At 40.5% G+C, this 26,685-nt stretch carries 26 protein-coding genes; 17 read left to right on the top strand and 9 right to left on the bottom strand.

Features of this window, described 5'->3' with window-relative positions; translation table 11 throughout:
* Positions 1 to 186: 186 nt before the first annotated feature.
* Positions 187 to 1,059: a LysR family transcriptional regulator gene (locus tag G337_RS0121510; RefSeq protein ID WP_028865679.1), complete on the bottom strand. Its 873-nt coding sequence runs from the start codon at positions 1,057 to 1,059 to the stop codon at positions 187 to 189.
* A 186-nt stretch (positions 1,060 to 1,245) separates the two neighbouring features.
* Between G337_RS0121510 and G337_RS0121505 the strand changes: the two genes are divergently transcribed.
* Both G337_RS0121505 and G337_RS0121500 read left to right on the top strand, forming a co-directional pair.
* On the top strand, positions 1,246 to 2,229 hold the full coding sequence (locus tag G337_RS0121505) for an aldo/keto reductase (protein ID WP_028865678.1): 984 nt from the start codon (positions 1,246 to 1,248) through the stop codon (positions 2,227 to 2,229).
* A 19-nt stretch (positions 2,230 to 2,248) separates the two neighbouring features.
* Positions 2,249 to 2,560 (top strand): hypothetical protein, encoded by a 312-nt coding sequence (locus G337_RS0121500; protein WP_245597696.1) that lies wholly within the window; start codon positions 2,249 to 2,251, stop codon positions 2,558 to 2,560.
* An 80-nt stretch (positions 2,561 to 2,640) separates the two neighbouring features.
* Here G337_RS0121500 and G337_RS0121495 read toward each other — a convergent pair whose 3' ends face one another.
* Positions 2,641 to 3,522, bottom strand: coding sequence for a LysR family transcriptional regulator (locus G337_RS0121495; protein ID WP_028865676.1), 882 nt, complete (start codon positions 3,520 to 3,522; stop codon positions 2,641 to 2,643).
* Positions 3,523 to 3,682: 160 nt separating this feature from the next.
* Between G337_RS0121495 and G337_RS0121490 the strand changes: the two genes are divergently transcribed.
* The gene (locus tag G337_RS0121490; protein WP_028865675.1) at positions 3,683 to 4,873 is read left to right on the top strand and encodes an MFS transporter; all 1,191 of its coding nucleotides are present in this window, start codon (positions 3,683 to 3,685) and stop codon (positions 4,871 to 4,873) included.
* 339 nt (positions 4,874 to 5,212) lie between these two features.
* Here G337_RS0121490 and G337_RS0121480 read toward each other — a convergent pair whose 3' ends face one another.
* The 7 genes from G337_RS0121480 to betI all read right to left on the bottom strand — a co-directional run bounded on the left by G337_RS0121480 (position 5,213) and on the right by betI (position 13,786).
* A complete protein-coding gene (locus G337_RS0121480) occupies positions 5,213 to 6,187 on the bottom strand; it encodes a DUF2860 domain-containing protein (RefSeq protein WP_028865674.1) in 975 nt (324 codons plus the stop codon).
* Between the two features lie 412 nt (positions 6,188 to 6,599).
* Positions 6,600 to 7,436: a methionyl-tRNA formyltransferase gene (locus tag G337_RS0121475; RefSeq protein ID WP_028865673.1), complete on the bottom strand. Its 837-nt coding sequence runs from the start codon at positions 7,434 to 7,436 to the stop codon at positions 6,600 to 6,602.
* Positions 7,437 to 7,922: 486 nt separating this feature from the next.
* On the bottom strand, positions 7,923 to 8,405 hold the full coding sequence (locus G337_RS0121465) for a MarR family winged helix-turn-helix transcriptional regulator (protein ID WP_028865672.1): 483 nt from the start codon (positions 8,403 to 8,405) through the stop codon (positions 7,923 to 7,925).
* 171 nt (positions 8,406 to 8,576) lie between these two features.
* The gene (locus G337_RS0121460; protein WP_028865671.1) at positions 8,577 to 9,794 is read right to left on the bottom strand and encodes a choline transporter; all 1,218 of its coding nucleotides are present in this window, start codon (positions 9,792 to 9,794) and stop codon (positions 8,577 to 8,579) included.
* A gap of 234 nt (positions 9,795 to 10,028) precedes the next feature.
* Positions 10,029 to 11,714, bottom strand: a complete 1,686-nt coding sequence (betA, locus tag G337_RS0121455) for a choline dehydrogenase (RefSeq protein WP_028865670.1) — start codon at positions 11,712 to 11,714, stop codon at positions 10,029 to 10,031.
* A gap of 9 nt (positions 11,715 to 11,723) precedes the next feature.
* Positions 11,724 to 13,190 carry a betaine-aldehyde dehydrogenase gene (gene betB, locus G337_RS0121450; RefSeq protein ID WP_028865669.1) on the bottom strand — a complete coding sequence of 489 codons (1,467 nt, stop codon included), beginning with the start codon at positions 13,188 to 13,190 and terminating at the stop codon, positions 11,724 to 11,726.
* The gene (gene betI, locus G337_RS0121445; protein WP_028865668.1) at positions 13,178 to 13,786 is read right to left on the bottom strand and encodes a transcriptional regulator BetI; all 609 of its coding nucleotides are present in this window, start codon (positions 13,784 to 13,786) and stop codon (positions 13,178 to 13,180) included. Before betI ends, betB begins: the two co-directional genes overlap by 13 nt.
* A gap of 531 nt (positions 13,787 to 14,317) precedes the next feature.
* Here betI and G337_RS0121440 point away from each other — a divergent pair.
* The 14 genes from G337_RS0121440 (at position 14,318) to G337_RS0121375 (ending at position 26,551) form a co-directional block, all read left to right on the top strand.
* Positions 14,318 to 16,105 carry a choline/carnitine O-acyltransferase gene (locus tag G337_RS0121440; protein WP_245597695.1) on the top strand — a complete coding sequence of 596 codons (1,788 nt, stop codon included), beginning with the start codon at positions 14,318 to 14,320 and terminating at the stop codon, positions 16,103 to 16,105.
* Positions 16,106 to 16,534: 429 nt separating this feature from the next.
* Positions 16,535 to 16,873, top strand: a complete 339-nt coding sequence (locus tag G337_RS0121435; protein ID WP_028865666.1) for a hypothetical protein — start codon at positions 16,535 to 16,537, stop codon at positions 16,871 to 16,873.
* Positions 16,874 to 17,313: 440 nt separating this feature from the next.
* Positions 17,314 to 18,939, top strand: a complete 1,626-nt coding sequence (locus G337_RS0121430; RefSeq protein WP_028865665.1) for a hypothetical protein — start codon at positions 17,314 to 17,316, stop codon at positions 18,937 to 18,939.
* 542 nt (positions 18,940 to 19,481) lie between these two features.
* Positions 19,482 to 20,384 carry a hypothetical protein gene (locus G337_RS0121425; RefSeq protein WP_028865664.1) on the top strand — a complete coding sequence of 301 codons (903 nt, stop codon included), beginning with the start codon at positions 19,482 to 19,484 and terminating at the stop codon, positions 20,382 to 20,384.
* Positions 20,385 to 20,507: 123 nt separating this feature from the next.
* Positions 20,508 to 20,996 carry a hypothetical protein gene (locus tag G337_RS0121420; RefSeq protein ID WP_028865663.1) on the top strand — a complete coding sequence of 163 codons (489 nt, stop codon included), beginning with the start codon at positions 20,508 to 20,510 and terminating at the stop codon, positions 20,994 to 20,996.
* Between the two features lie 176 nt (positions 20,997 to 21,172).
* A complete protein-coding gene (locus G337_RS0121415; RefSeq protein WP_157619428.1) occupies positions 21,173 to 21,571 on the top strand; it encodes a hypothetical protein in 399 nt (132 codons plus the stop codon).
* Between the two features lie 187 nt (positions 21,572 to 21,758).
* Positions 21,759 to 22,364, top strand: coding sequence for a hypothetical protein (locus tag G337_RS0121410; protein ID WP_028865661.1), 606 nt, complete (start codon positions 21,759 to 21,761; stop codon positions 22,362 to 22,364).
* Positions 22,365 to 22,475: 111 nt separating this feature from the next.
* Complete coding sequence (locus G337_RS0121405) at positions 22,476 to 23,252, top strand: YwqG family protein (RefSeq protein WP_028865660.1); 777 nt, start codon at positions 22,476 to 22,478, stop codon at positions 23,250 to 23,252.
* 110 nt (positions 23,253 to 23,362) lie between these two features.
* Complete coding sequence (locus G337_RS27045) at positions 23,363 to 23,767, top strand: hypothetical protein (protein WP_051303483.1); 405 nt, start codon at positions 23,363 to 23,365, stop codon at positions 23,765 to 23,767.
* 142 nt (positions 23,768 to 23,909) lie between these two features.
* Complete coding sequence (locus G337_RS0121395) at positions 23,910 to 24,359, top strand: hypothetical protein (RefSeq protein ID WP_028865659.1); 450 nt, start codon at positions 23,910 to 23,912, stop codon at positions 24,357 to 24,359.
* 77 nt (positions 24,360 to 24,436) lie between these two features.
* Positions 24,437 to 25,123 (top strand): uracil-DNA glycosylase family protein, encoded by a 687-nt coding sequence (locus G337_RS0121390; protein ID WP_028865658.1) that lies wholly within the window; start codon positions 24,437 to 24,439, stop codon positions 25,121 to 25,123.
* 132 nt (positions 25,124 to 25,255) lie between these two features.
* Positions 25,256 to 25,558, top strand: coding sequence for a hypothetical protein (locus tag G337_RS0121385; protein WP_028865657.1), 303 nt, complete (start codon positions 25,256 to 25,258; stop codon positions 25,556 to 25,558).
* A gap of 131 nt (positions 25,559 to 25,689) precedes the next feature.
* Positions 25,690 to 26,115: a hypothetical protein gene (locus tag G337_RS0121380; protein WP_028865656.1), complete on the top strand. Its 426-nt coding sequence runs from the start codon at positions 25,690 to 25,692 to the stop codon at positions 26,113 to 26,115.
* Positions 26,116 to 26,197: 82 nt separating this feature from the next.
* Positions 26,198 to 26,551, top strand: coding sequence for a DUF1622 domain-containing protein (locus G337_RS0121375; protein WP_028865655.1), 354 nt, complete (start codon positions 26,198 to 26,200; stop codon positions 26,549 to 26,551).
* Positions 26,552 to 26,685 lie beyond the last annotated feature (134 nt).

The following is a 26,685-nucleotide window of genomic DNA, read 5'->3' as shown; positions in this document are numbered from 1 at the left end:
CTGGATCGAATAGCAGAGCAAGGAACAGCATAAGGTAACGGCAGCTCCTTTTCGATTGCGCACCGCTGAACTGTTTTTTGAGCGAGTGCCCGTAGGGCAAGGCAAGCCGCACCAATCTGCAGACGCAAACACATTGAAACTGTTTGCGTAGTTATGGGGAGCCATCAGGATCTGCTCACCTTCCATTCAACAGGCAAGCCTTTCCTGAACAAATGAAATAAAAACTTTTAATTTTGCGGAAGGATAAATCAGCTGCGGATAAAGCAGATAAATACTCTGCCCATGAATATACTCATCTTCTAATATACTCTGCAGAGTTCCTTGCTCTAGCTCTCTATCCACATAATAGCTGGCGACGCGAATGATCCCTTTTCCTGCCAGCGCCTGTTGTTTCAGCAAATAATGGTCATTAATAGTTAACCAGCCTTTGATAGCCGTGTCAGCAGACTTCAAGGGCCAAAACTGCGGCTCTAATGCTGATAAACAGCAATGTGCAGACAGGTCTTTGATACTTTTCGGCACGCCATATTCAGCCAAATATTCAGGAGAGGCACATAAACAGTGCTGATAGGAAAATAACTCTTTTGCCACCATATTTTGCGGCGGGTGCAGGGTTGCACGAAATGCCAGGTCAAAATCGTCCTGATTTAAATCGTAATTGATATAACTTGAGTCGATAATAAAATGTATGCCGGGATACAGTTTCTGAAAGTCATGGCAGATATCTAATAGAAAGCGCTCGGTAAGTAATTTAGGGGCAGTGATCCGTAAAGCCCCCGTTAAAGCGTTATGCTCCTGATGAACATTGCGTTCTAAGTCCAGCATAGTGGTTTTTATTTTTATTCCCTGGGCGAGAATTTTCTCCCCCTCAGGGGTTAAACGTACACTGCGTGTCGTCCGCAGCAGCAATGAACACTTTAACTCTTTTTCCAGCTTTTTTATCTGATCCGATAAATATCCTCTTGATATTGATAAGTTCTGTGCCGCTTTGGTAAAACTAAGTTGTTGAGCGGTTTCGACAAATAGCATTAAACACTCGATTTTTTTATGCTGCTGCATGATTTTTATCCAAGATAAAGGGAAATTCAGACTAATATTCTACGCCATAACTAAAAATAGCGGTGATTGTTCTTTATATCAAACAATGATTTCATTTTCACGCTCTTCCACTTTGTCTTTTCCCCATTACAATATCATTCATTAAAATCATCAGATCAATATTAAAAGGACTAACGAATGATAAACATGCAGAGCAAACAACGTCCGATTCCATTAAATCAGTATTTAGCGAATGTTAGTGCCTTGTCATACGGCTGTATGGGACTTGGTGGTGATTGGGATCAAAACCCGGTTGCCCCAGAAAATATTATTCAAGCTCATCAGGTGATTGAGACCGCTTTACAGGCAGGTATTAACTTATTTGATCATGCGGATATCTACACGCTGGGAAAAGCAGAAAAAGCGTTCGGACAGGTACTGACTGAGCGGCCAGAATTACGCGAAAAAATGTACATTCAGTCAAAGTGCGGTATCCGTTTTGAAGATGATGCAGGTCCTAAGCGTTATGACTTTTCTAAACAATGGGTAAGCGCTTCGGTTGATAATATCCTGACCCGTTTAAATACCGAGTATATTGACACCTTGATTCTTCACCGCCCGGATCCGCTGATGGAGCTGGATGAGATTGCAGACACGCTTCTGCAGGTAAAAAATAGTGGAAAAGTTCGTCACTTTGGTGTGTCTAATATGCATCACCATCAAATGGCTTATCTACAGTCAGCGCTTGACGCTCCGCTCGTAGCCAATCAAATTGAAATCAGCCTGGCTAAATTAGACTGGTTAGAAGAAGGTATTATGGCGGGTAATCCTGAGGGCCGAGATATCAACTTTACAGCAGGAAAATTAGAATACTGCCGCCAGCATAATGTGCAGATCCAGGCTTGGGGAAGTTTAGCTCAGGGGTTGTTCACTGGACGTGATGTGACAGGTGAAAGCAAAGCAGTGCAGGCAACCTGCAGATTAGTGTCTAAACTGGCGGAGCAATATAATGTTCCGACTGAGGCTATTGTTTTAGCCTGGTTAATGCGCCACCCGGTACGTGTTCAACCTGTTATTGGCACGACCAGCCTTGAACGAATTAAGGCCTGCGTTCAAGCCGAACAGGTTCAGTTAACGCGTGAAGAGTGGTATCAGTTATATGAAAGTGCGCGCGGTCATGAATTACCTTAAGCGTTCTAAGGAAGCTGTAATGAACATAATGAATAAAATCGTTTCTTTGATGGTGATAAACTGGCATAAATTTACGCAAGCTTGTTCTGAGGTTCAGCAGTTTCAAGAGCGTATCTGGATAGTCAGTATCCAGCAAAGTTCAGGACAGCAGAGCAGTATGCTTAATGATACGTTTCTGGTCAGCGAAGACAGTTTTGACCGTCCGATGCAATGGATGGAGCTGCAAGGTTACCAGGCTGCAATGATTAAAAATGTAGATAAAATGCGCTGCTCGCAAGCGATCAAAATACAGCTGGAAAACAGTCTGCATAGTTTGATCCGGGTGAAGTAATTTAAATTTTTAATAGCTGAAAATGAACGCTATGTTCCCTTTACGTGCTGCTGAGAATATAACATCTTATATAGTCAGTTTTACAAAGACAGCTTTGGCTGAATAAAATCAATAAATGCCGATATACGTCGTGCAACAGAAGAAGACTTATAAAAAACGGCATTGATCTGCTCACGACCTGTATTGGTCAGTTTTTCCTGCTCTAATAGCGGGACTAACCTTCCTGCCGCAATATCTTCATTGACCATAAAACCGGATAAGCAGGCAATGCCGTTGCCAGTGAGTGCAAGTTGACGCACCGTTTCTCCATTACTGGCTGTCAAGCTCGGTTCAATATAATCAATTCCGGCTAATGGCCAGCTGTTTAATACTTTTGCTCCCGTAAAACCAATTAGCTGATGCTTAGATAAATCACTCATCTGTTTTGGTACACCTCTTTTGGCCAGATACTCAGGAGAGGAGACCATATACAGCAGACTTTTTCCTAACGGACGGGCGTGTAAAGTGGAATCGGTTAATTTACCAATGCGGACTGCCAGATCGGTTCTTTTCTCTAACAGATCCACAAAACCTTCATTAGAGGTGAGCTCTAATTGAATGTCAGGGAACGCTTTTTTAAAAGACTGGATAAGAGGAACAAGTTGATGAAATACAAAAGGGCTTGCCGCATCGATGCGCAATCTGCCTGCAGGTAACTCACCGCGAGAGACAAGTTCTTCTTCTGCCTGCTGAATGTGTAACAACCCGACACGAACAGAATCAACAAACTGCCGTCCTTCATCGGTAAGCTCGATCCGTCTTGTGGTGCGGTTTAAAATAGTGACACCAAGCTGTTTTTCGATTTTGCTCACCGCACGAGACACTCGGGCGACCTGAATATCTAACGTATCAGCCGCAGCAGAAAAACCACCACTGTCGACTACGGTAAGTAAGATTTCTAAATCATCAGAACGGGTCAGCATGCAGTCCTCCTTACAACCTTAATACTTATTTTTGCAATATTAACAAAAGTAATTTGTTAATAGTACGGTTTTTCACAACTTAACAAAACACAATAATGCCCCCGTCAAACGAAAACACATCTTGTGCTGCAATATTAAAACAGAAAAAGAGGGAAAAATTATGCCTTTAGCATTACTCGCATTGACGCTCAGCGCCTTTGCTATCGGAACCACTGAATTTGTCATTGTCGGTTTAATCCCGACCATGGCCCAGGATTTAAACGTATCACTGCCTTCCGCCGGACTGTTAGTCAGTCTTTATGCACTTGGTGTTGCCATTGGCGCACCGGTATTAACGGCGTTAACAGGTAAGTGGAATCGAAAACATGTTTTACTGGCGGTTATGGCACTTTTTGTTGCCGGTAACTTATTAGCATGGCAAGCACCGAGTTATGACACACTGATTGCCGCACGTATATTAACGGGTCTGGCACATGGTGTATTTTTCTCCATAGGTTCAACCATTGCAACCGGGTTAGTTTCAAAGGAAAAAGCAGGCAGCGCTATTGCGACTATGTTTACCGGGCTAACCGTGGCACTGGTAACGGGTGTGCCGCTGGGCACTTACATTGGTCAAACATTCGGCTGGCAGGCAGCTTTTTTAATTGTGGCGCTGCTCGGTTTGATTGCTCTTATTGGCAGTGCGCTGTTAGTACCAAATAACTTAAAGCAGGCGCCTGCGAGCAAAATTTCAGCGCAGTTTAAAGTACTTGCCGAGCCTCGCTTACTGCTGGTCTACGCAATTACAGCAATTGGTTACGGCGGCTCATTCATCGCCTTTACTTATTTAGCACCTATCCTGGAACAGGTTTCAGGTTTTGATACCAGCGCTGTCAGTCTGATCATGTTGGTTTATGGCGTTTCGGTTGCAATAGGTAATGTCTGGGGCGGGAAAATGAGTGATAAAATGGGCCCGATTAAAGCACTCTCCATTATTTTTGCAGGCCTTGCCGCGGTGCTGCTGGTGTTCAATTTCACCGCGGTTAACCCAATTGCAGCGGCTGCAACTATCTTAATTTGGGGAGCATTTGCCTTCGGTAATGTGCCGGGTTTACAGGTTTATGTAGTCAAACTAGCAGAAAAGCACACTCCGGATGCAGTTGATGTGGCCTCTGGTCTTAATATTGCAGCATTTAACGTAGGCATTGCACTTGGTGCCTGGGGGGGCGGTTTAATCGTAGCAGAAGCTGGACTTATGAACACACCTTGGATTGGCGCGATTGTGGTGTTGCTTGCTCTTGTGTTAACACGCTTTAGCGGCGCATTAGATAAGAAAGCAGAATCTCAGGCACTTAAGATGCAAACTGCTTAATCCATCATAAAGGCGATACTCTAAAAAATATCGTCTTTATTTTTACTTCATGGAGAAATGATCATGGCAGCTGTTATAGGTATATTAGTCTTGGCAGGTATTGCGTATTTGCTAAAGAAGAACACAGGGCTTCCCTTACATCAGTGGATTGCTAAGAAATATCAAGCGCACTTAAATGTGCAGAATAAGTGTAAAAAGTAGAATTAATAGAGGCTGTCGATATTCTTCGCTGGAATTATTTCTAAGTCGCCTAAATACAGTTTATCTGTGCACATTGTTTTCAGCATGGTGTTTTGATTTTTGCAGAAGCAAGTATATTGAATCACCATGCTGTTTACCCTAGAAAAAGTATGTTACACCAATACCCGTTATATATTCGCTTTCATCATAAAATGTAATATTAGAACTGGTTGTTTCATAGCCGCTAAGCACATTAAAGCCTAAATTTTCCCAGCCCATAAAACTGCTGTATTCGTAGGCAAACATCACACTGTAAATTGAGTTTTCCTGGGTCTGGTTAAAGATTGGATTTTCAGCATCGTATTTTGTTTTTGAATAACCGCCGTTTAATGAAAAATGATGGTTTCCAAAACTATGCATTCCAGTAAGGCTAAAACCATACCTGTCATAGGACATTGCTTTACCGTCTGCTGAATATCTCTGATATTCAAGTGAAGGCATAATAAAAGTTGACCGGCCGACCGGTCGTCCATAGGAAACCTGAACTAAATATCCAGAGCCGCCGCGTTTTAACAGCTCCTGCTCAGCAGTAGTACTGCCGGACTGTTCATTCTCGATCTCTTTATCATAATACGCAAAATCTGCATCTATCCCCGTATCTAAAACGTTGTCATATTGTATACGGTAAGCATTGCCGGATACGTCAGTAGTTTTTCTTGAACTATTGACAAGGTACGGGTTTTCCCATGTTTCACCATTTACAATGGTAGGTAAATATGAAAAAGACAGCCTGGAATTCTCACCAACTTCAAATGCGTAGCCAAGTTCTAATGCAACGACCCCTTCAATAATATCTGCACGAGATGTACCCAAAAACAGCTGCTGCGTTCCAAAGGTATAGCGCACCTGACCTAACGGGATCGGCATAAACTCAGAATCTGATTCTCCTGCACTGTTTAAATCGCCTGTTTTAACCGCGTGATCCGTATTAAAGTTACTTTTTCCACCGCTAAATGCGGCTAATAAACTGATTTCACCGCTTAGCCCTTGATTATCGGCAGGACCTTCTGCAGCATTGGCGTACGCAGAGCAGCCAAGAGCAATCCCTGCAAGTAATAGATAATTCCTTTTCATTATTATCCCTATAATGTTTGTTTAAATGTTAAGTTTATCCAGCTCGAAGTGAATTGATATTATATACCCGTTACCAATCAAAATGCATTTATCAGTCGTTAGCTCGGACACCAAGACAAGGCGCAATATGATGACAATGGCTAGCCCTTATCGAATATTGCAACGCAGTATTGGTTTTCGAGCTAGCGACCCACAGGGCAAGCCGTGAGGCAAACACCTTCGTTGTTGTGAAGTCTCGATTTAACCAGTTAGATCGTCACCTTCACGCCTAGAAACTGTTCACCTCACGACTTGCTGATTTTTGCATCTTGAATGATAACGGGTATATATGTTTTTTCGGCTGCAGTTCTATTTGTTTGAAATTGAGTGCATTACTACTGTATATCTGTTTTTGAGAAGCTGTTAATACTTATTAGTATTTTTTCATCACCAGCACGCTTAGTACATCACGTATTCTGAAATAGCGACGCTGTTTAAAATAGGACTCAAAATCTTTATCGCCAGGCATAGGGTAGTACATCTCTTTCTCATCCTGGCTGTGGGCTGTATGCAGCTTAGGATCTTTTCCATCAATTAATTTTCTCAGCACACGTCCCAGCAGTTTTGCACCTATTACTGCTGTGTACATTAAGACACTCTCCTGTGTCGCATTAGCTTTTAATGTAAAAGCCTTGCGGGCTAATACCTCACCAGTATCAATACCCTCATCTATCCAGTGAACCGTTACACCGCCTCTGTCACTGCCGTTGTTTAATACCCAGAAATACGCCATTGCCCCTTTATAGGAGGGAAGCCAGCCGGGGTGAATATTTAACACGCCGGTTTTAGGAAGTGAGATAATCTCTTTTTTTAATATCTGCGAAAAATAGGCTGAAATCAGCAGATCAGGCTGGAGCTTTTTAATAAACTCCTGACAGGATTTATCATTAATATTTCCGCAGTGAAAAACAGGAATATTATGATCCGCGGCAATCTTCCATGCCGGCTTTAAACGTTTTCGTAAAAATGGAAAAGCGAGTGTGACTAGATAACCGAGTACTTGAATGCCGCGTTGCCAAAGGAGCAGCCATGCGAATTTCCATCCCACTTTTTTAAGATGGTTGATGATGCGGGTTCGTCCGCGGATAGACATTTTTAACGGCTGGGCTTTTACAACACCGACAATATTAATCTCCGGCATGTTGAATAACTTATTCATAATCACTGCACTGCCAAGGTGGCCTGCTGAGTACAGAATTATCACATCCATTGGGTAAACTTCCTTGTTGTTGTATAACTTAATTAAGTGCCATTGTATCTTATACAGTTCCGTCTACTCAGCAGTGAGTTTATTAAAAAAATTTATATTAACGGGAAACTGAAGATAAATTAGCGCTGTCATTTTTCTAAATACATATAATGCCCCTGATTACACAGCAGATTTCACGTGAGAGCGTTTATATATTAGCCAGACAGCTTGTCAGCCCTGTATTTACGGGACAGGCAGGCGATACAGCTAAAAACAAACGAATCAAAAAACAAAGCTGATAACTGTTAAACAGGTGGTTTTGTATGTTTTACAAACATATTCACTGATTTTAAGTTGAGAAGCGCATAGACAGCGCTATTAATTTAACAAATTGTTAAACGATAATTAAGCCGCAGGCATTCAGCAGTAAATTAGAACAGACAGGGCGCGGCAGTCAGTTAAGCATTGAAGCGGGTATATTACCCGCAGCATAGGCAGATGCTTGAATTACAAAGACTCGTCGGCTTGAATCTGTCCTACTAATAATACCGGCGCCGCATCGAGTTCGTCAGCATCCATCATTGATGCAATACGCTCGACGGCTGAAAGCAGCTGGCTTTGTTCCCACTCTTCAAGATTCTGATAACGTTTAATAAAGTGCTCTTGAAGTGGTCTCGGCGACTCGTTTAATAACGTTTGTCCCGCTTCACTTAAGGATAAATGCACTTTACGCTTATCCGTTGTACTGCGTGTTCTAATGACTAAATTACGGCTTTCAAGTCTGTCGAGAATCGTTGTCACGGTTGCCGCGCTTAACGTTATTTCCTGAGCAATCTGCTTTGCAAGCGGCGCATCAAGCTGAGCTATTTTGCGCATTACCATCAGCTGCGGCCCGGTTAATCCAGAATCTTTATTTAACTGCCGAGAATGTATACTGATAGCTCGGATCACTCGGCGTAATGAAATTAATAGTTGTTCGTACTTTTCCATAATTCCCTCATTATTTTTTTGCGTACCATAACAGAAATAATCATAAGACTCATGCGCAAAATAGAAAAAAAGCAGAATAACGCTGAACGATATTCTGCTTTCTGGTTTATGTGCAAAATTAAAGGCTTGTGAGCCTAAAAGTATTACTCACAGACCCTAGTTATTTCATTCTCAGTTTGCCAGTTCAATTTTAGTGAAGTCGATTTTGTTCGCTTTTGGTGAACGTTCAATATCAGCGACTTTACGGTAATGAGTTTTTAGAATATAACCGAAGCACCCTAAAATTAATGCTATTGCTAATGCGCCGACCCACTGAATTTGTAAAAAATCTAACTTGAACAGCAGTGTTAATCCGCTTAACAGCGCAATATTACCGATGATATAACGGGTTTTACCAAAACGCAGCACGGTCAGATTTAAATTGTCGGTATATAGACGAACTAATGAATCAAGTGAGTTGATAACAAATGTTACCCCTACAATCACCATCGCCAGATTATAAAATCCTGCTGTCGGGATGGCGTTAGCACTGTAGTAATAAAGCACGCTGAACCATACTGCAATCGGAATAGACGGGAAAATCATCATTGCAGCTAATACTTGATAGGTTCTCATTCCACCGACAAAACGTGCGGTAAATTGACCAATCATAATGCTCCAGGCAAACCACCAGAACAGGTAAAATTCATGGTAATCATTAAGCGGCAGTACAAAGCGGTGAAGATTAGTAAAGTAGTCGCCTAATAAAGCAAAAGTAGTAAAGAACTCACCAACACTTGAGTTATCAGTTAAAAATGCACCTGCCCACATGATTGCGATTAAAGCTAAAAATAACCAGCTGCTGCCCAGGCTTAAAATTTTGACGTAACGGATATTGGTACTTGAATACACGGCGGCGGCAATAACCAGGAATACAATTAAGTAAAAACTGCCGACAAGGGTTTCACCGTCACCTAAGCCTGGTAAGTACCAGGGCAGGTTAGTCAGGAGCAGGTAGGCAGTAAAGGCACAGGTGCCGATAATAACTAAGTTATTAATAAACTTAATTAACGAAATTTCGAAAAACTTAACTCTTGGTTCAATAACACAAAAGTAGAAACAGGTTAAAAAGTAGAATGCCCAGATAAAGAAAGCCCAGAAACCAAATTCAATGGCTAAGGGATTACTAAAACCATATTCAGGGCTGCTCGCAATATCAGCGTAACCTGCAAATTCGGTTAGCGGGAACATGATTAAACCTACATCTAAACCAGAGGTAAAGAGAATAGCGATAAAGGTAAAATTGCGTACAGGCGTGACACCAATACACTTCATATTACCCCAACGGTAAATAACAAACGCAATTGCGGCAAAAGTAAATAAAATGCCGATTGACAGCCAAATAGTCATTATTTGGCCTCCAGGTGGATATTGTTGACACACATAATTAATTCCTTGTGTTGTTTTATAAAACGCTGCTGAGCAGTTTTTAAAGGCTTAAGTATCGTGTTGACGATAGTTAAACCCTGAAAAAATGAACGCGGCAATATAGGCCATTTGCGTATTCCGCTTAGGCTGGCCCTGACCTTTTTGCTGTAATTGACAGATTTCAGCCAATTACAATAAATTTATGACCAGTTTGAACTAGCTGACCTGACGTTTCGGGGCTTGTAATCGCTGACTGCTCTGCCAGTTATCTGCCACAGTTACTTCAGCCGTGCTGGGCGCAAGAGGTGTTTTACCTAAAATAATATCGGCGGCACGCTCTGCGGCCATAATGGTCGGTGAGTTCAGATTGCCATTAGGAATTGTCGGGAAAATTGATGAGTCAACGACTCGTAGACCTTCGATACCATGAACTTTAGTTTCTGAGTTCACTACCGACATTGCATCTTCGCCCATTCTGCAAGAGCAGGAGGGGTGGTAGGCGCTTTCAACTGAACTTCTGACAAAACTATCGATTTCCTGATCGCTTTGTACCGCAGCTCCCGGCTGAATCTCTTCGCCGCGATATTCATCTAAGCCGGGCTGATTGATAATTTCACGGGTTAATCGAACACAGGCACGAAAACCTTTAATGTCATCCTGGTGTGATAAATAGTTAAACTGAATTTGCGGTGCCGTATGTGCATCGCTTGATACCACTTTAACGCAGCCGCGGCTTTTAGGTTTGTTATGACCGATGTGAACCTGAAAACCATGACCTGCAAATGCTTCTTTACCATCGTAACGCATGGCCGCCGGTAGAAAGTGATACTGAAGATCCGGCCACTCTAAACCCGCTTTAGAACGGATGAATCCGCATGATTCAAAGTGATTGGTCGCGCCTAAGCCGGATCTGTTCAATATCCAGCGTGTACCAATAAACAACTTGTTTAACGGATCAATTTTGCCGTTAAGCGATATCGGTTTTAAGCATTTAAACTGGAAGTAAAACTCAAGATGGTCCTGCAGGTTTTCACCTACACCGGGCAGTTCATGAACCTGCTCTATACCGGCTTGTGCTAATGTGTCTGCTGCGCCGATCCCCGACAGCTGCAGAATATGCGGCGAGCCGATAGAGCCGGCACAAAGCAGGACTTCTTTATTACAGCGCAGATCCGTTAACTGACCTTTAGACTCATAAGAAACTCCCACGGCTGTTTTACCTTCTAACAACACTTTGTGAACCAGTGCATGGGTAATTACGGTGAGATTAGCACGCTTCATGGCCGGTCTTAGGTAGGCATTCGCCGTAGACCAGCGTACACCGTTTTTGACTGTCATATGCATCGGCCCGAAACCTTCCTGCTGCCCGGCATTGTAATCTGCAGTTGCTAAATAACCTGCATCAACACCCGCATCCACAAAGGCTTGATATAACGGGTTTTTCATATTATTGCCGTTATTTACAGCCAGAGGTCCAGACTCTCCGCGATAGTCATTAGCGCCGAATGACCAGGTTTCGGCTTTTTTGAAGTAGGGTAAGCAGTGTGCATAATCCCAGTTTTCAGCTCCAGCCTGCTGCCATTCGTCAAAATCACGTGCATGGCCGCGTACATAGACCATGCCGTTAATAGATGATGAACCGCCTAATACTTTACCCCGAGGGCAGTGCATACGCCGGTTGTCCAGAAACGGCTCGGCTTCAGTTTCAAACTGCCAGGCGTATTTTTTAGTGTTCATCGGTATGGATAATGCGGTCGGCATTTGAATAAAAATACTCTTATCACTACCGCCGGTTTCCAGCAGCAGAACTTTATTGCCGGGATCAGCTGACAAACGGTTTGCCAGTACACAGCCTGCGCTTCCTGCGCCTACAATGATGTAGTCATATTGTGATCTAGTCATATTCATTCCTTAAAACGGACTTTCAAGCGGCTGCATGCCGACATATACCGCTTTAATCTGGGTATAGGCTTTTAATGTTTCACTGCCGTTTTCACGGCCGATACCTGACATTTTATAGCCGCCGACCGGCATTTCAGCGGGGGATGCACCATAGGCATTTATCCAGCATATACCGGCCTGGAGCTGATGGATCACCCGGTGAGCGCGGGTAATGTCTTGGGTAAACACACCAGCGGCTAATCCTAAGTGGCTGTCATTTGCGCGCTGCACAACTTCCTCTTCATCGCTGAAAGTCAGTACCGACATAACCGGGCCGAAGACTTCTTCTTTGACTAATGTCATTTGGTCAGTGCAGTCGGTGAAAATAGTCGGCGCAACAAAGAAACCATGTGGTGCATTTTCCGGCTGTAATGCTTTACCGCCAGTGAGCAGGGTCGCGCCCTGTGCTTTGCCAGTCTCAATATAGTCGAGCACTTTCTGTTGATGGGCCTTTGAAATCAGTGCCCCGAAATTGGTTTCAGCATTCATCGGATCGCCGCAGACAATATTCTGCTCGGTACGCTCAACTAGGCGCTTAATAAAACGCGGATAAATATCCTGCTGAACAAACACACGTGTACCATTTGTACAGATTTCGCCCTGGGTATAGAAATTACCCAGCATAGCGGCAGATACCGCATTTTCGATATCGGCATCATTAAAAATAATCAGCGGCGACTTACCGCCTAATTCCATAGTGACTTCTTTTAGTGAAGCAGCGGCTGCTGCCATCACTTTTTTGCCGGTACCAACTTCACCGGTAAAAGACACCTTAGCGATATCTTCATGGCCGGTTAGCCAGGCGCCGACTCTGCCGTCGCCTTGAAGCACGTTAAATACACCATTGGGGAGACCGGCCTGAGTGAATATTTCAGCTAAACGCATTGCGCCGCGCGGGGTTTCTTCTGAGGGTTTAAAAATCATCACATTACCGCAGGCTAAAGCCGGGGCTGCTTTCCAGCAGGCAATCTGCAGCGGGTAGTTCCATGCACCAATACCAGCACAAATACCTAACGGCTCGCGGCGGGTATAATAAAAATCATCACCAAGGTGCTGCTGATTACCTTCAATGCTCGGGGCAAGGCCTGCAAAAAACTCGATTGAATCGGCCCCCGTGACCACATCAACCACGGATGCTTCCTGCCATGGTTTACCGGTATCCAATACTTCACCAGCGGCAAGTTCGTCATTGTATTCCCGCAGCAGCGCGGCTGCTTTAAGCAGAATACGGCTGCGCTCTACAGCAGTCATTTTTGACCATTGAGCAAAACCGGATTTAGCACTTTCAATTGCGGCCTGCTGCACTGCTTCATCTGCTGTTTCAACTAAATAGCTGATTTGACCTGTCGCAGGGTTAACTACTGGAAATGTTTCACCCGTGCCGTTAGATATATATCGACCATGAACATAATTTTGATAAACGATTAATGACGACATTGATTTTCTCCATACTGCAGAATAACAGTCTCAATAAAGGCTTTAGACAGCATTTGCGCCTGCTTGAAATCCTGCTCTGGTGTTGAACTCAGGGCACTTCGCAGCCAGAAACCGTCAATCACCGCCGCGGTTTGTTTGGCGGCATTAACCGCGGCTGTATCCGGCAGAAGCTGTTTAAAAGAAAAAAGCAGGTTGCTGTAGAGGCGCTGGCTGTTGATATGCTGAAGTCTTGCTAATCCCGGATCATGCATCGCCTGGGACCAGAAACTTAACCATGTTTTAGTTACTGCATTTGAACGCTGCAGTTCGGTAAAATTTGCTTCAACAATCATAGAGAGCCTTGTAACAGGAGACAGGGTTTTACCTGATGTCCTTATTAATAATGCCTGCTTTAATTCACTGAGAAGATATTTAAGTGTAGCTTCAATTAACCCTTGTTTGCCGCCGAAGTAATGGCTGATGATCCCCGATGACATGCCCGCCGTACCACTAATCGTATTAATTGTGGTGTGCTGTAATCCATAGCGTTCGACTGATATCAGCGTGGCATCAATAAGCTGCTGTTGTCGGACATGTTTCATCGCCGGTCTCGGCATAAATAACTTCCCTTTATTCTTAAATAACGTTGTTAATTGAACGCTCAATTAATAACGATCCTAATGATTAGTGCTCTAACTATCAAGTGTTAATTCGAACGCTTCCAAAATTGAGCAGTAATCAAGTTAATTGGAAATTATGAAAATAAAGGGTAAGATACCGCCCTAAGTGCGCTGTTTTATTGGGTTTGGCTTGTTTTTCTAAAAGTGAGAATAGCCAGGTAATTACAGCTAAAATTATTTTAACTGTAATTATTTTGTCGGTGAAAGATAATCAGACGCTATCAGCAATAGTTTTTACAAGCAAACGCACCTGACTGAACCGCTTTAAAACAGGGAAGAAAACCTGAAAAAATATCCTTGCCCGGGGCGGCCGGCTATGCACATTGGAAACACGGTGAATCTGGGATAACGCCTTAAATTCAATGAATTACTTCCAATAATTCTGCTGTTACAACTGCATAAGTTAGTGGGGTTTTGTCTGGTGATATAGCGCAGAAAATATTTATTTTGTACAAAGGAATTGAAAGATTGATAAAGAACACATTTAGCCTTCAAAAAGAGCTGCCGTTAATGCAGGTGCCGGACTTAAATACAACATGCCGTAAACTTATTGAATGGGCTCAGCCGTTAATAACGGAACAAGAAATAACTAAGACTAGAGAAGTGGTTGAGCAGTTTCTCCTGCCTGGCGGTGAAGGGGAAAGACTACAAAACGAGCTGCTTGAATGGGATAACCAACAGACTCAATCTAACTGGTCTGCGCCCGTCTGGCGAAACCTTTACCTGGAATCTCGAGATTCTCTGGTAATTAACAGCAATGTATTTTATTACCTGAAAAGTAAGCGTGATGAAAAGGCCTGCTCACAGGCAAATATTGCTGCAGCGTTAATCAGTAGTGTTTATGATTTTATCGCTTTGATTGATAAACAAGTGCTGACGGCTGATATGCAGAAAGAGATGCCGCTTTGTATGAATCAGTATAAAAATCTGTTTTCTTCAATCAGAATTGCACGGCCGGGAACAGATGAGTTCAAAGTTTCATCATCCAGAAAGCATATTGTTGTTATGTACCATCAGCGCATCTACAAACTCAATATCATTAATGGAAATGGAATTGTTCGCTCTGCCTCTGCAATTGAATTCGATCTCAACTGCATTATTTCTGTTTCTGAAAAAGGACAGAATTTAGGTCTTTTGACCACAATGCAGCGGGATGCCTGGGCAGAAAGCCGGGCAGATCTGCTTCAGTTATCGGCCGATAATAAAAAAGCGATGACTGTTATTGAAGAAGCTGCCTTTGCCTTATGCCTGGATGAAAACAATCCGAAGGAGATAAGTGAAATATCAAAACAGTTACTTCATGGAGACGGCCGAGATCGCTTCTTCGATAAGTCGCTGCAGTTTATCGTTTTTAAAAACGGCAAGACCGGGATAAATTTTGAACATACCGGGGTAGACGGCTCAGTTATGTTACGCATGGTTGGTCATATCTATGACACGATTGATAAGGTTTGTTTTGATGAAAGGGATATTTCTGTTGAAACAAAACAAGGACTTTTCCCAAACGTCGAAGAAATGGAATTTGACTTAGATGAAACACTGAAACAGACAATTTCTACAGCAGCTGATTCGTTTAAACAGCACACGGCAAATACCCAGACCAGGGTTTTAAATTTTACAAGCTTTGGTAAAAATCAGATCAAGAAGTTTGGTGTCAGCCCAGATGCTTTTGTTCAGCTGGCGCTGCAGCTGGCTGAATATAAACTTTATGGCAAGTGCTACAGTGCCTATGAAGCCGTGATGACCAGAACGTTTCTCGACGGACGTATCGATGTTTTGTATACCGTTTCACCCGAGTCGACGGCATTTATTAATAATATACGCGATGCCGGATGCACTGCTCAGACTAAAATTGATTCACTCATTAAAGCCGCCGAAAAGCATATTGAAAGGGCAAAAGAGTGCAGATTTGGTCATGGTATTTACACTCATTTTCTAGCGCTAAAGTACCGATATAAAAAGGCTGGCCGCAGCATCGGCATCGATACGCTGCCGGAAATATTTACAGATAAAGGTTACCAGACTCTCAACCATAGTGTGGTTTGTACCAGCACCACGTCAGACTACGGTGTAGAGCTGGCAGGTTACGGGCCGATTGTAGATGACGGCTACGGGATCCGCTACTTCAAGCGCAATGACAGCATCTGCTTTAATATGACAAGCCGCAGTGATATGCAGGATAAACTTGAGCTGATGCAGTTCTATATCGAGCAGTCGCTGCAGGAAATGGCCGATCTGATGCGTCAGAGAAAATAGCGATTCGCACACTCGCTGTTTTATCTGCAGACGAGTGTGCTTTTTCTACTATATTTAAATATCCAGTCTTAAGCTGCTGTTAACCCTATCTATTAACGCCTGTACTTAGAGGCTGTGAAGCCTCCACATGCAGCGGTAGTGAAAGGCTATACATACAAATCCATACATTATATCTTTTCTAATAAAACTGCCTGACGACTTATAATAGTCAGCGCAAAACACGGGAGCTAAGTGCATAGAAGCAATCTGCGGCCGCGAATTATATCCTCTCAGAGTTGTTTTTCAGCAGTGAACTATTTAATGTAGTTGGTTTCTTGTTGATGTAATTTAAGGTTTCACCTGCATGGTGCCTGCTAGTAAAAAGGGTCTAGCAAACTATGCGGCTATATCGAACAGTTACATTAAGATACTGAAAATATAAGGTGGAAAATGAATAAGCTTTTTTTCTTGGGAGTTTTATGGTTCAGTCCTGCATTTGCAGAGTCATCTGCAAATGCAGATGTTGTTCTGCCCAGCTACCAGGTATCTTATGAATCTGATGCTGTAACAGTACCTCAGGCTATTGCAAAAACCTCATGTATGAGTGTAGTGTGTAATAAGGCTGTAAATGCTGATACCGCTCCCCAGCCCCAAGCATCAACAATAACTCCGTCAACTCAAAATACCGCCTTTGAAAATTTAGGTGATGCAATCTATATACTGGGCACAATGGGCTTAGCAGACAACTGTAGATATCAAATAACTAATGCTCAGGATTGTCCGGATTAAATACAAGGTAAATCGCGGGATAAAACCAATAAAGTCACCAATTGATTCACTTATTAGCGCCTTTCAAAAATACGTCGACGAAAAGGGCGCTCTAATGCGTTAGAGAAATGCAGCTCAGCACATTCGCTGTTTTATCGGCAGATGAGTGTGCTTTTTTGCTTAAATATCCAGCCTCAAGCTGCAGTTGATTTTATCTATTAACGACTTCAGCACTTCATCTTCTGCCGCCAGATCTGTCCGTTTAGCAGCAATATCATGGTTTGATTAAGGAACTGATTGATTTTTTCTCTGTAGAATTTTGTCAGCTGCAGCCAAACCGCTTATTGTTGTTTATTTTCTGGTGAGAATTAACTTTTGATTGCTATGGTAATCATGGGTTGCTATTGTCTCGCCCGCTGTTCAGGGCAGTCCTGGGCGGTTTAAACTAATAGAGATAATTAATGAAAAAAAATGCAATTGTACTAAGTATGGCTTTAATTTTAAGTGCTTGTGGATCTGATGGAGCAGACGACACAAAAGCCGTACAGGACGTTGTTAATAAGGAAGTTATAGACGATAAAAATATAGATGAAGTTATCAATAATGAAAATGTTGATAATATAAACCCTGTTGTTAGCGAGACTGTTAAGCCGGTAATCGTTAACCCGGTAATTATTAAACCTGTAAGGCCTATCCATACAGGAACTGTGGAAACTGTTAAGCCAATAATCACGGAAACAGTTAAACCTATAAAGCCGATCCACCCTGAAACGGTTAAGCCTGTAACTGTTAATCAGGAAATTGTTAAGCCAATAAAGCCGAACATTACAGAAACGATTGAAACTACAAAACCAATCGCTGTCGAAACAGTTGAACCTATAAAGCCTGTTGTTACTGAGACGGTTGATCCTGCTGTTGTTGAACCTGAGCTTATTAAGCCTATAAAGCCAATTCTTACTGAAACTGTTGAAACGGTAACTATTGAGCCTGAAACTGTCACCGAAAATGTGACTGAAACGGTTACGCCTGAGACTGTAAAGCCTGAAATTGTTAAGCCGGTAATTGTTGACCCTGAAACTGTTACTGAAACTCTTGAGCCGGTGATTGTTGAGCCTATTACTGAAACGAATGAAGCTGAAACGGTTAGTGAAATTAATGATCCGGTTACTACTGAAACTGCAGAGCCTGAAACTGTTAAGCCTGTAATTGTTGATCCTGAGGCTGTTACTGAAACTATTGAGCCGGTGAATGTTGATCTTATTACTGAAACGAATGAAGCTGAAACGGTTAAACCAATAGACTCGATTACTGCTGAAACTGTTAATCCGGAAATTGTTGATAACGACCTTGTTGAACCTGTAATTATTGATAATGAAATTCTTGGTCTGCCTGAAACTGTTACAGAAATTGTAGAGCCTGAAACCGTTACTGAAATTGTAACTGAAGCGGTTACGCCTGAGACTGCCGAACAGGAAGTTGTTGAATCAGAGCTTGTTGAGCCTGAGGTGGTTGATCCTGAAATTCTTGGTGATTTTGATACTATTGCTAAAGTGTTAAATTATGATGTTGATGAAATAAAGCATATATGTACAGCAGACAAATATGAGTGCGTGCTAAAAGACAAACTTAATGAAGAAACAAACGAGATGGAATACGAAATTTCAATCTCTAGAACTGATGATTCTACCAATGGGATATTTACTTATTATCCGCTAAAAGGAAAGGGTTTAATCACAGTATCAAAAGTTGTTCAGTTAGATCAAATGCAGAAATATTTAATTCATGAAAAAACAACATGTTCATTATTTGGTACTGGTTCTATAGATTCTGTAAAGACTGAAAAATGTAATTTGATGAATGTTGATGGTGGATATAAAACAGAGGCAAGTTTTACAGCAGATCATTCATACTATGAACATTCAAGATATGGGAATGAATACTTAATAGGAATATTATTTGAAAATAAGCTTTTTATTAATGCTGTACCTAAAATAGAAATTAGAGAGCATTTGTTTGATGATAAGCCTATTGATGATGTAGATTTAGGAAAGCTGTTTGATCTTATGATGCATGTGTCAGTTGAATAAAATACGTAAGTAAATAATAAAACCCTCGCCAAGTGCGGGGGTTAATCGTTTATGGCTGGTGGTTAAAACTAATAGGAGAGTATATACAAATGGAATCACTAGAAGAGAGAAATGGGCCCATTGACTGGACACACAACTTAATTTCTTAAATGATCAACCCAAGTTATGCGGCGAACCTTTGTCTTGCAAAATAAACCTGACCCTCGAATTCTCTATTTATTTAATGGTCATCTCGATTGTTTGATTAAGGATCTGATTGATTTTTGATCTGCTGAAAATTGCTGTTACTCCTCTTATGTTCAGTTATGCTGAACAAAACACAAGCAGCGTCCCCTCCGTATTTTGCCTGCTTCGTTTGAAAAATGTGCATATCATCCTGGTGATCTATTTGTCGAATCACGATTATCTTACATATATTTACAATTCATTGAATTGATTTGATCTTTTGGTTATTGTGATGTTTTAAGTGAATAAGATATACAGCAGGGCAATTGCGTCACTGTGATGTATATAAAACTGTTATATGCAAACGGAGTAGTCGAGTGTCGAATTTATATTGGCCAATCTATAAAAATATCGAAAAAGAAGCGTTAGAGCTTTCTAATTTAGTACACTTCGATGATTCTCAAATGGCCGTGTACTCAGTAAAAATATCAGAATTGCTAATACGATGTTCGGTTGAAATAGAATCAATTTCTAAAGACTTATATATAGAGGATGGTGGAACGGTTCCAACGGATCGTGATCTATATTTTGATACTGACTGTCTTAAACACTTAGAAGAAAAATGGTTGCTTAGTAAAAAGGTTCTGGTTCTTAGCTCATCTAACTTTCACTATAAAGATGAGAAAAATAAAACCTTGAAACCTCTGCATAAGGCGCATAAAAGGGGAACAAGTGGGTCTGATTGGAAAAAAGCGTACCAAGCTGTTAAACATGAGCGAGTAAAAAGCCTAGCAAAAGGAAATATTGGGAATCTGTTACGTGCTTTAGGAGCTCTTTTTATTCTAAATATCTACTTTAAAAGAGAAACTTTCGAACTTGGGAAAGACAGTAAAGCTACAATTTTCCCCATCAATTGTGGTTCAGAGTTATTTTCAATTAAAATTCACAACTGGTCTGGTGCTGACGGGAATGGGGTTTACCAAAAGAGGGAAGATTTCGATGAGTCAATTTACTACGTTAATTGGACTCAGGAAACGGGGAAAGAGTTTCAAGAATCAATGTCTAACTTCAACAGTCATATGCAAAATTTGATTTTTAAACACCCTAAGGTATTAAAATACATTTCAGAAAATGATATTTCTAATTACGAGGGCAATTTGGCTTGGGATGTTCTTGGTCAGCAAGAGTACGTTAGTATTTTACAGCGGAGTCAATCAGCAGTGCCTATCAAGGGTGACAAACTTGAATACGAAGCAAAACTAAATATTAATAGCATTTAAAGTCTTGCATATACAAGGCATTTAAACGGAACTAAAAAAGTTGGTTAGGTTCCGTTGTGCTTCACATTATAACCAACAATTTTAGTCCGTTTAATGCAGCGTTATATTTATTGAGGAAGTTTAATGTTTAATCGAATAATAAAGGCGATTATAGCTATGTTCTTTTCAACGACAGTTCAAGCAACTGAAACAAATATCGAGTTTCATAATGATGATAATGTACAAAAGATCGCAGAGGCATATTCACTTGATTGTGTTGATTTCGTAAGGTCAAAATTTAATATTGAGTTAGATTGGTCTGACGCAAGTATTTTGCAAATCGAAAATACACTCGAAAGCTTGAGCAATTACGTGAAGAAAAGTGGAATGCCAAGCGAACAGATTGATGAATTTACTAAAATGTTTGGGTTTTATATCGGTGAGGTTTATAGGAAAAACCATGGTGGTGTTGTCTGGGGTGGGGTAAGCATTGATGGCAACAAACATTTTGGTATGGGAAAAATAGATACAGGAGAGGCATTCATTTGGCCTGTCCTCAACGTGTCTAAACGTATCTCCTTAGGAGCCGAAGCTAGTATTACTCATTACTATTCAGTGATTACTGAAAAATAAATATATACAAGTCGTTCAAACGGACAAAAAACAGTTGGCTTTTGTTCGTGCTTCACAAATTGTAGCCAACTATTTTTCGCTGCTTAACGTTATGTTATAAATTATTGAGAGAATCCATGAGTCACATTTTTCTTCTCGCGCTTCTGTGTTTTCCAATTTTTAGCTGGGCAAGCCCTATGGAGATTCCTACTGGGACTTGGCAGCCGTCGTATGCATTCTTAGGTAAAATGGCTTGGAATAAGAACTATCTAATCATTAAGAGTGATGTGGTCGTTATTCATGCTTTAGGGGGAGAGAGGGAAGCCTTCGATTATAAGGAAATAAAAGAGGTTTCTATGCCTACTATCTTGCTTTCTAACTCCAGGGTTTGGAAGTTTGAAATCAATCCTAAATTTGCCTGTAAGCCTAAGTCAAAATTTTCATATGATAAGGAATGTACTCAGCATGAACAGAGGAAGGTATTTCGATTACTACAGTGTGAATCTGTCGAGTCACAATCCAAATCGTGTTCGATATTGGATACTTATTTTTCATTTGATAAAAAAGAGCTAGCTAAGCTGAAATGGATTGAGTAAAAATTTATAACAATCCGTTAAAGTGCGACAAGATACAGTTAGCTATTTTCGCTACGCTCAATTTTAGCCAACAATATTTTGCGCCTTGTTAGAATATATTTCAGAAGAATACGGAGAGCAAGTTGCTGTAGCTCAGGAAAAATTGGATGAGTTAGCCCAAAAAATATAATAAGGCGTTTAGTCTCTTATGAATATTGAGTATTACGAAAGTTTTGAACGAGAACTTGAAGCTGGTTTAAAAAAGCAAGCCACGAATTCGATTAAAAAATTTGTTAATTCATTTAAGGATAATGACGAAATTTCAACATGGGTTTGGTCTTATTTACCTAACCTTGAAAAGAACCGGCATAGCTGCATCAGGTATGAAATTTTTATTGAGCTTGTATATCCAATACTCAAAGAAGGATTTGAGTCTAATGATTACAGATCTACTCTTTGGCTTGGAAAGTTAATTCAAAATATCTACCAAACTAAAGGTATTTTTGAAGAGCTAGGTTCATTGGTTGAAATGGATTTTTATCGTAAATGCTATGAGATTGATCCCTCAAATAGCGAAGGTAAAGAGCTGCTTCTTAAGAGTATATTATACTGGCTCTCACATTGTGAGCATGAGTGGCCTGCGGGCATCTTATATGCAATGGACGGTGCTACTCTTGAGCAATGTAAAATCATAAAGAAAGAGGCTGATTTTGCTTTGTCTATAGCTTGTAATGAAAATGATAGATATTTCGTAAATCTATTTTTAAATAAGCTTAATTTGTACGAAGAGAGACTTAACAAGCAGTTAAATTAACATTCACCAAAGCTGTACGCCATTTTCTGGATGTGAAGCTTTTAAGTAAAGTATTAATTATCTATTCATAGTATCGGAAGTACTAAAAAATAATAAAAGGATTTAAGTTTTATGGGGATTCAAAAAGAGATCGATGTAATTATTGAAAAACTCAAACCACATGAATTAGAGACTGTAAAAATAAAACCAATTGCAAAAGCACCAAAGCATCCATGGAGCAGTAAATTTGGAGGTAAAGCGTATTGGCCGAAAGGGGCTGAATATCCTTCTTCTAATGAAGGGGCTCCTTTATTTTTATTGAGTCAAATTAACTTTGAAGATATGCCGCATTTAGCTGGGTATCCTGAAAACGGTATTTTGCAGTTTTTCATAGAGAATGATGATGTATATGGCTTAGATTTCGAAACACCATTAGACGATATTCTTAAAAAACCTAATGGTTATAGAGTTATTTATCATCCAGAATTCTTTTCGGAAATAGAAAGTGATCTCCCCGTTGCTTCGAATAACTGCATGTTACCTTTATGTGAGGAGTATTCTTTGAGTTTTACATTAGTAAAAGAACTTCCGTCGCCAAGCGATTACCGATTTGAACCGATTGTCGGAGATATATTTGATTTAGATGAGAAAGTTTCTGATCATATTTATGAAAACTTAGATGCAACCGGCAGCAAAGTCGGTGGATATGCCTACTTTACTCAAGAAGATCCTCGAAGTTATGAAAAAACAGATGAAAATTGGCTGTTACTGTTTCAAATGGATACATCTGACTGTGAAGAGGTTGACATAATGTGGGGAGACAGTGGGGTCGGTAATTTTTTCATAAAACCTGAATTATTATCTAAATGTGACTTTTCAGAAGTTTGGTACAACTGGGATTGTTGTTGATAAATAACATATATGGGATCAAGTCTTACTTTTTAAAGTAAAAGACAAGACTGCCCCTCGAATTTCAAAATTTTGCCAAGTATTAAGGCGTCAGCTGTAAAGGAGTTTCAATGAAGGTGTTTCGCAATTTTTGTAGTGGAATTGTTTTTCTTTTTTCATTTAGTTCACTTGCAAACCAAGAAATAACCTTTGTTGGTGATTATACGTATTACACAGATGCAGAATCGTTAGAGTATTTAGGTGATGTAGTGTGTTTTAATCCAAATGATGAAACTGCAAAATTAGTAATTAGAAAACAAAAAAGTAATCGGTCAGTATGGTTTTGTTTTGCACCAAATATTGAAGCAAGAAAATCACTTAAAGTACCGCCTAAAAAGCAAGGTCATTGTGGTTACTCTGGAACAGCTTCAATTATTGTATCTAATTATACCGATACTGGTGGTTACGAACCTGATACAGCGAAGTTGAATAAGGTTTTATCATTGGGCAAGGTTAAGGAAATTCTATGCCAGTAATTACAGCGGACAAAAATTTGTACAGGGACAATTAAACGTCGGCCTGTTTTTTGCGAAAAATCAAAGGATGCAAAAAAGCAGTCCAACATTCAATTGCTCGTGGTATGGGCGTTATACAACACATTTCGTATAGGGGCTTAGTTTGATCGATATCGAAAAGAGAAAGTTACTATCTGAAAAGCTGAGGCACTTAATTAGCGGACAAATTGATAACCTTGAGTATGATGACTTAGAGTTTGAAGGCCACTTTGATTCTGATGATAGGGCTGTTTTTGAAGTGTTTGAGCAATCATGGTTTTTATATGATGATTTTAAATCTCATAAAATCGAACTATCAAAGCATGATAAACGAGTGATCTGTCGCTGGATTATTTTCCTACATTCTGAACTTGAGTATGAATGGCCGAGAGTTAGTTTACTTTCTGTAAGATCATTAAAAGTATTGTTCTATAGGATTTCTAGTGGAGTCTTTTTTAAGAGTATAAGCACCGATGATTACCTACTTGGTGACAAAAGTATATGGCCTTTCTATCGAAAGTATGATTATGATTTAGCCTTAAAAAACCCTAAGTTTTTAGCAAATATTGCCTAATAAGCTGTTATATTTTCAATTGGAGTTGTCAGCAAAATACAAGACTGCCCCTCAATTTTTATGGATGAGATATTGAGATGGATGATCTAACAATAAGTAAAGTTGAATGCCATGATTCACTTCTTGATGTATGGGAAAAGAAATTCCCTACTGAAAAATGGCATTTCAACCGTGATGGAATTATTTCTCCCGATCATTGGGAAAGATCAGACCTGAAGGTTCTCTTCATACTTAAAGAAACCAATAAAGCCAGGCAAAATGTGGTAAATGCTATAACTAACGCATTGTCCTCAAAGAAGAGCTGCTGGTGGAAAGGAAAAGTGCTCCGAAGAGTCGGTCGATGGGCTTATGGTTTAGCAAACTATTCCGGGGAAGTACCTAGTTTTAAGGATGCAAAATCCTTTGGAAAGGAAGCTGCTTGGAGTATCGCATATATTAATATGCGAAAAACTGCAGGTGGATCCAGGACAAACAAAAAGTCGTTTGATGCCCATGTTAATGAATATGCTCCTTATATAAAACGCCAGGTTGAGCTTATTAAACCTGATGTAATTGTACTTTGTGGTACATTCAAGCCGGTAAAGAAACACGTTTTCCCTGAGATGGAGCATGTGTGTAAACGGGTTCACAAGTATAATAATATGTTACTGATTAATGCTTTTCATCCTGCCGCAATTGTTAAGTCTGCGGGCATTTATCATCAAGTTCTCGATAGCTATCATAACTACAAAATTAACTATGCCGGCGAAAAGACGTGCACCTAATAAGCTGCTAAGTTCATTCCGGGCCTTCGGCCCTCCGGGGACTGTCGTTTCATACCAGCCCTTAATAAAACTTTATAGTGCATAACGTGCCCACTTTTTGTGTGGTGAGACCTACTAAACAAGGAAGAAATCATGTCACTTTGGATGGTGATTTTATTGTCATTTGCCCAAATATCTTTTGGCGGGGCAGTTGGAATGGGGGGGATTTTTTATGCATGTGCAGAACATACACATAACACCTCAAATTTTGCCAATAATGTTTTAGTTGGCCTTTGGTTCATTTACTGCATATCGTTGTTAGTAAGTGCAGGGATTTTAATCTATGGCTACAGAATAGACGGTACAACATCTTTCTATTGGTGGCTGCTAATGCCGTGGTCAGTATTGTCCTTGATGTTGTTTTACTGGAAGCTGTCTGCTTTGAGAACAGCCTGACAAAGCAGATCAAGCAGGTGCATTAACGGCTGCCATCGTTTTGCTGAAAGAACAAGCCGGCAAAACAACGTCGTTTTATGGACTGTTGTTTACCACGTTAATCTTATAATTAGAGTTGAGTAATTATATAAATGGATTTTTGGTTACAAATATATGCTTTAGCCATTTTATATGTGGTGTTAGAGCCTGTTTATCACCTTAAATTTACTCTGAAAATAGCTGGCGGGTTAATTTTAAGCCTGTTAATTTTCTGTTGTATTGTGTCCTTTAATGCAAATGACGGTAAGCATATTATCGCTTTCATGCCGTTTACAGTTGTGTTTTTCTGTTTTATGGCGCAATTACTATACTGCAGGCGAGTATTTTCTTTGTATGGATTTTACCCAAGACTTATCTATAGAACTATATTGGTGAAAGGTACATTTGTTAAGCATCCAAATATCGATTTACCAAAAAATGATGCAGACTGGATTTTGAGCGTTTATGCTTTAGGTGGCGTTTTCTTTGGGTTTGTTATTCCTTTGGGCATAGAATTTGGCTTACTCTATTGGAAATGAAGAGTATGTAATTAAACAATAGCAGTTGCTTTTAGGGCTTTAAACGGCGTTAGGAAAACGGATAATTAACAGGGAAAAATCTATGGAATTTACTGAAATAATATCTGCAGCAGGTTACGGCATTGAGGCTATTGGTGTTCTTGTTGTTCTTATCGGATCAATACTTTCTTCGGTTACCTTTCTGCGTTCATATCGGCAGTTAGCAGAAGGTGCCGCCTATCGTACCTACCGAAGACAACTAGGCCGGTCTATTATGCTGGGCTTAGAATTTTTAATTGCCGGAGACATTATAAGAACAGTGGTTGTGGCAAATACATTAGAGAACGTAGCCGTCCTTGGGCTGATTATATTAATACGTACTTTCCTCAGTGTGACGCTTCATCTTGAAGTCGAAGGTCGATGGCCCTGGCAGCATGATGAAAAAGATGCGCCTTAAATAGAGCATAATATAAAGGTTTGCAGAGATATTTTTATTAGTAATTTTTCTGCTGAGTTCATCCGTAGTTAAAGCGGGTAACTTGTGTAATAGCGGCATTTAGAAATAATCGTTAAAGCTTATCCTGGCTCGAG

It is taken from the genome of Psychromonas aquimarina ATCC BAA-1526, from assembly GCF_000428725.1.
Lineage (GTDB): Bacteria > Pseudomonadota > Gammaproteobacteria > Enterobacterales > Psychromonadaceae > Psychromonas > Psychromonas aquimarina.
This window is presented reverse-complemented; position numbering and strand designations above follow the sequence as displayed.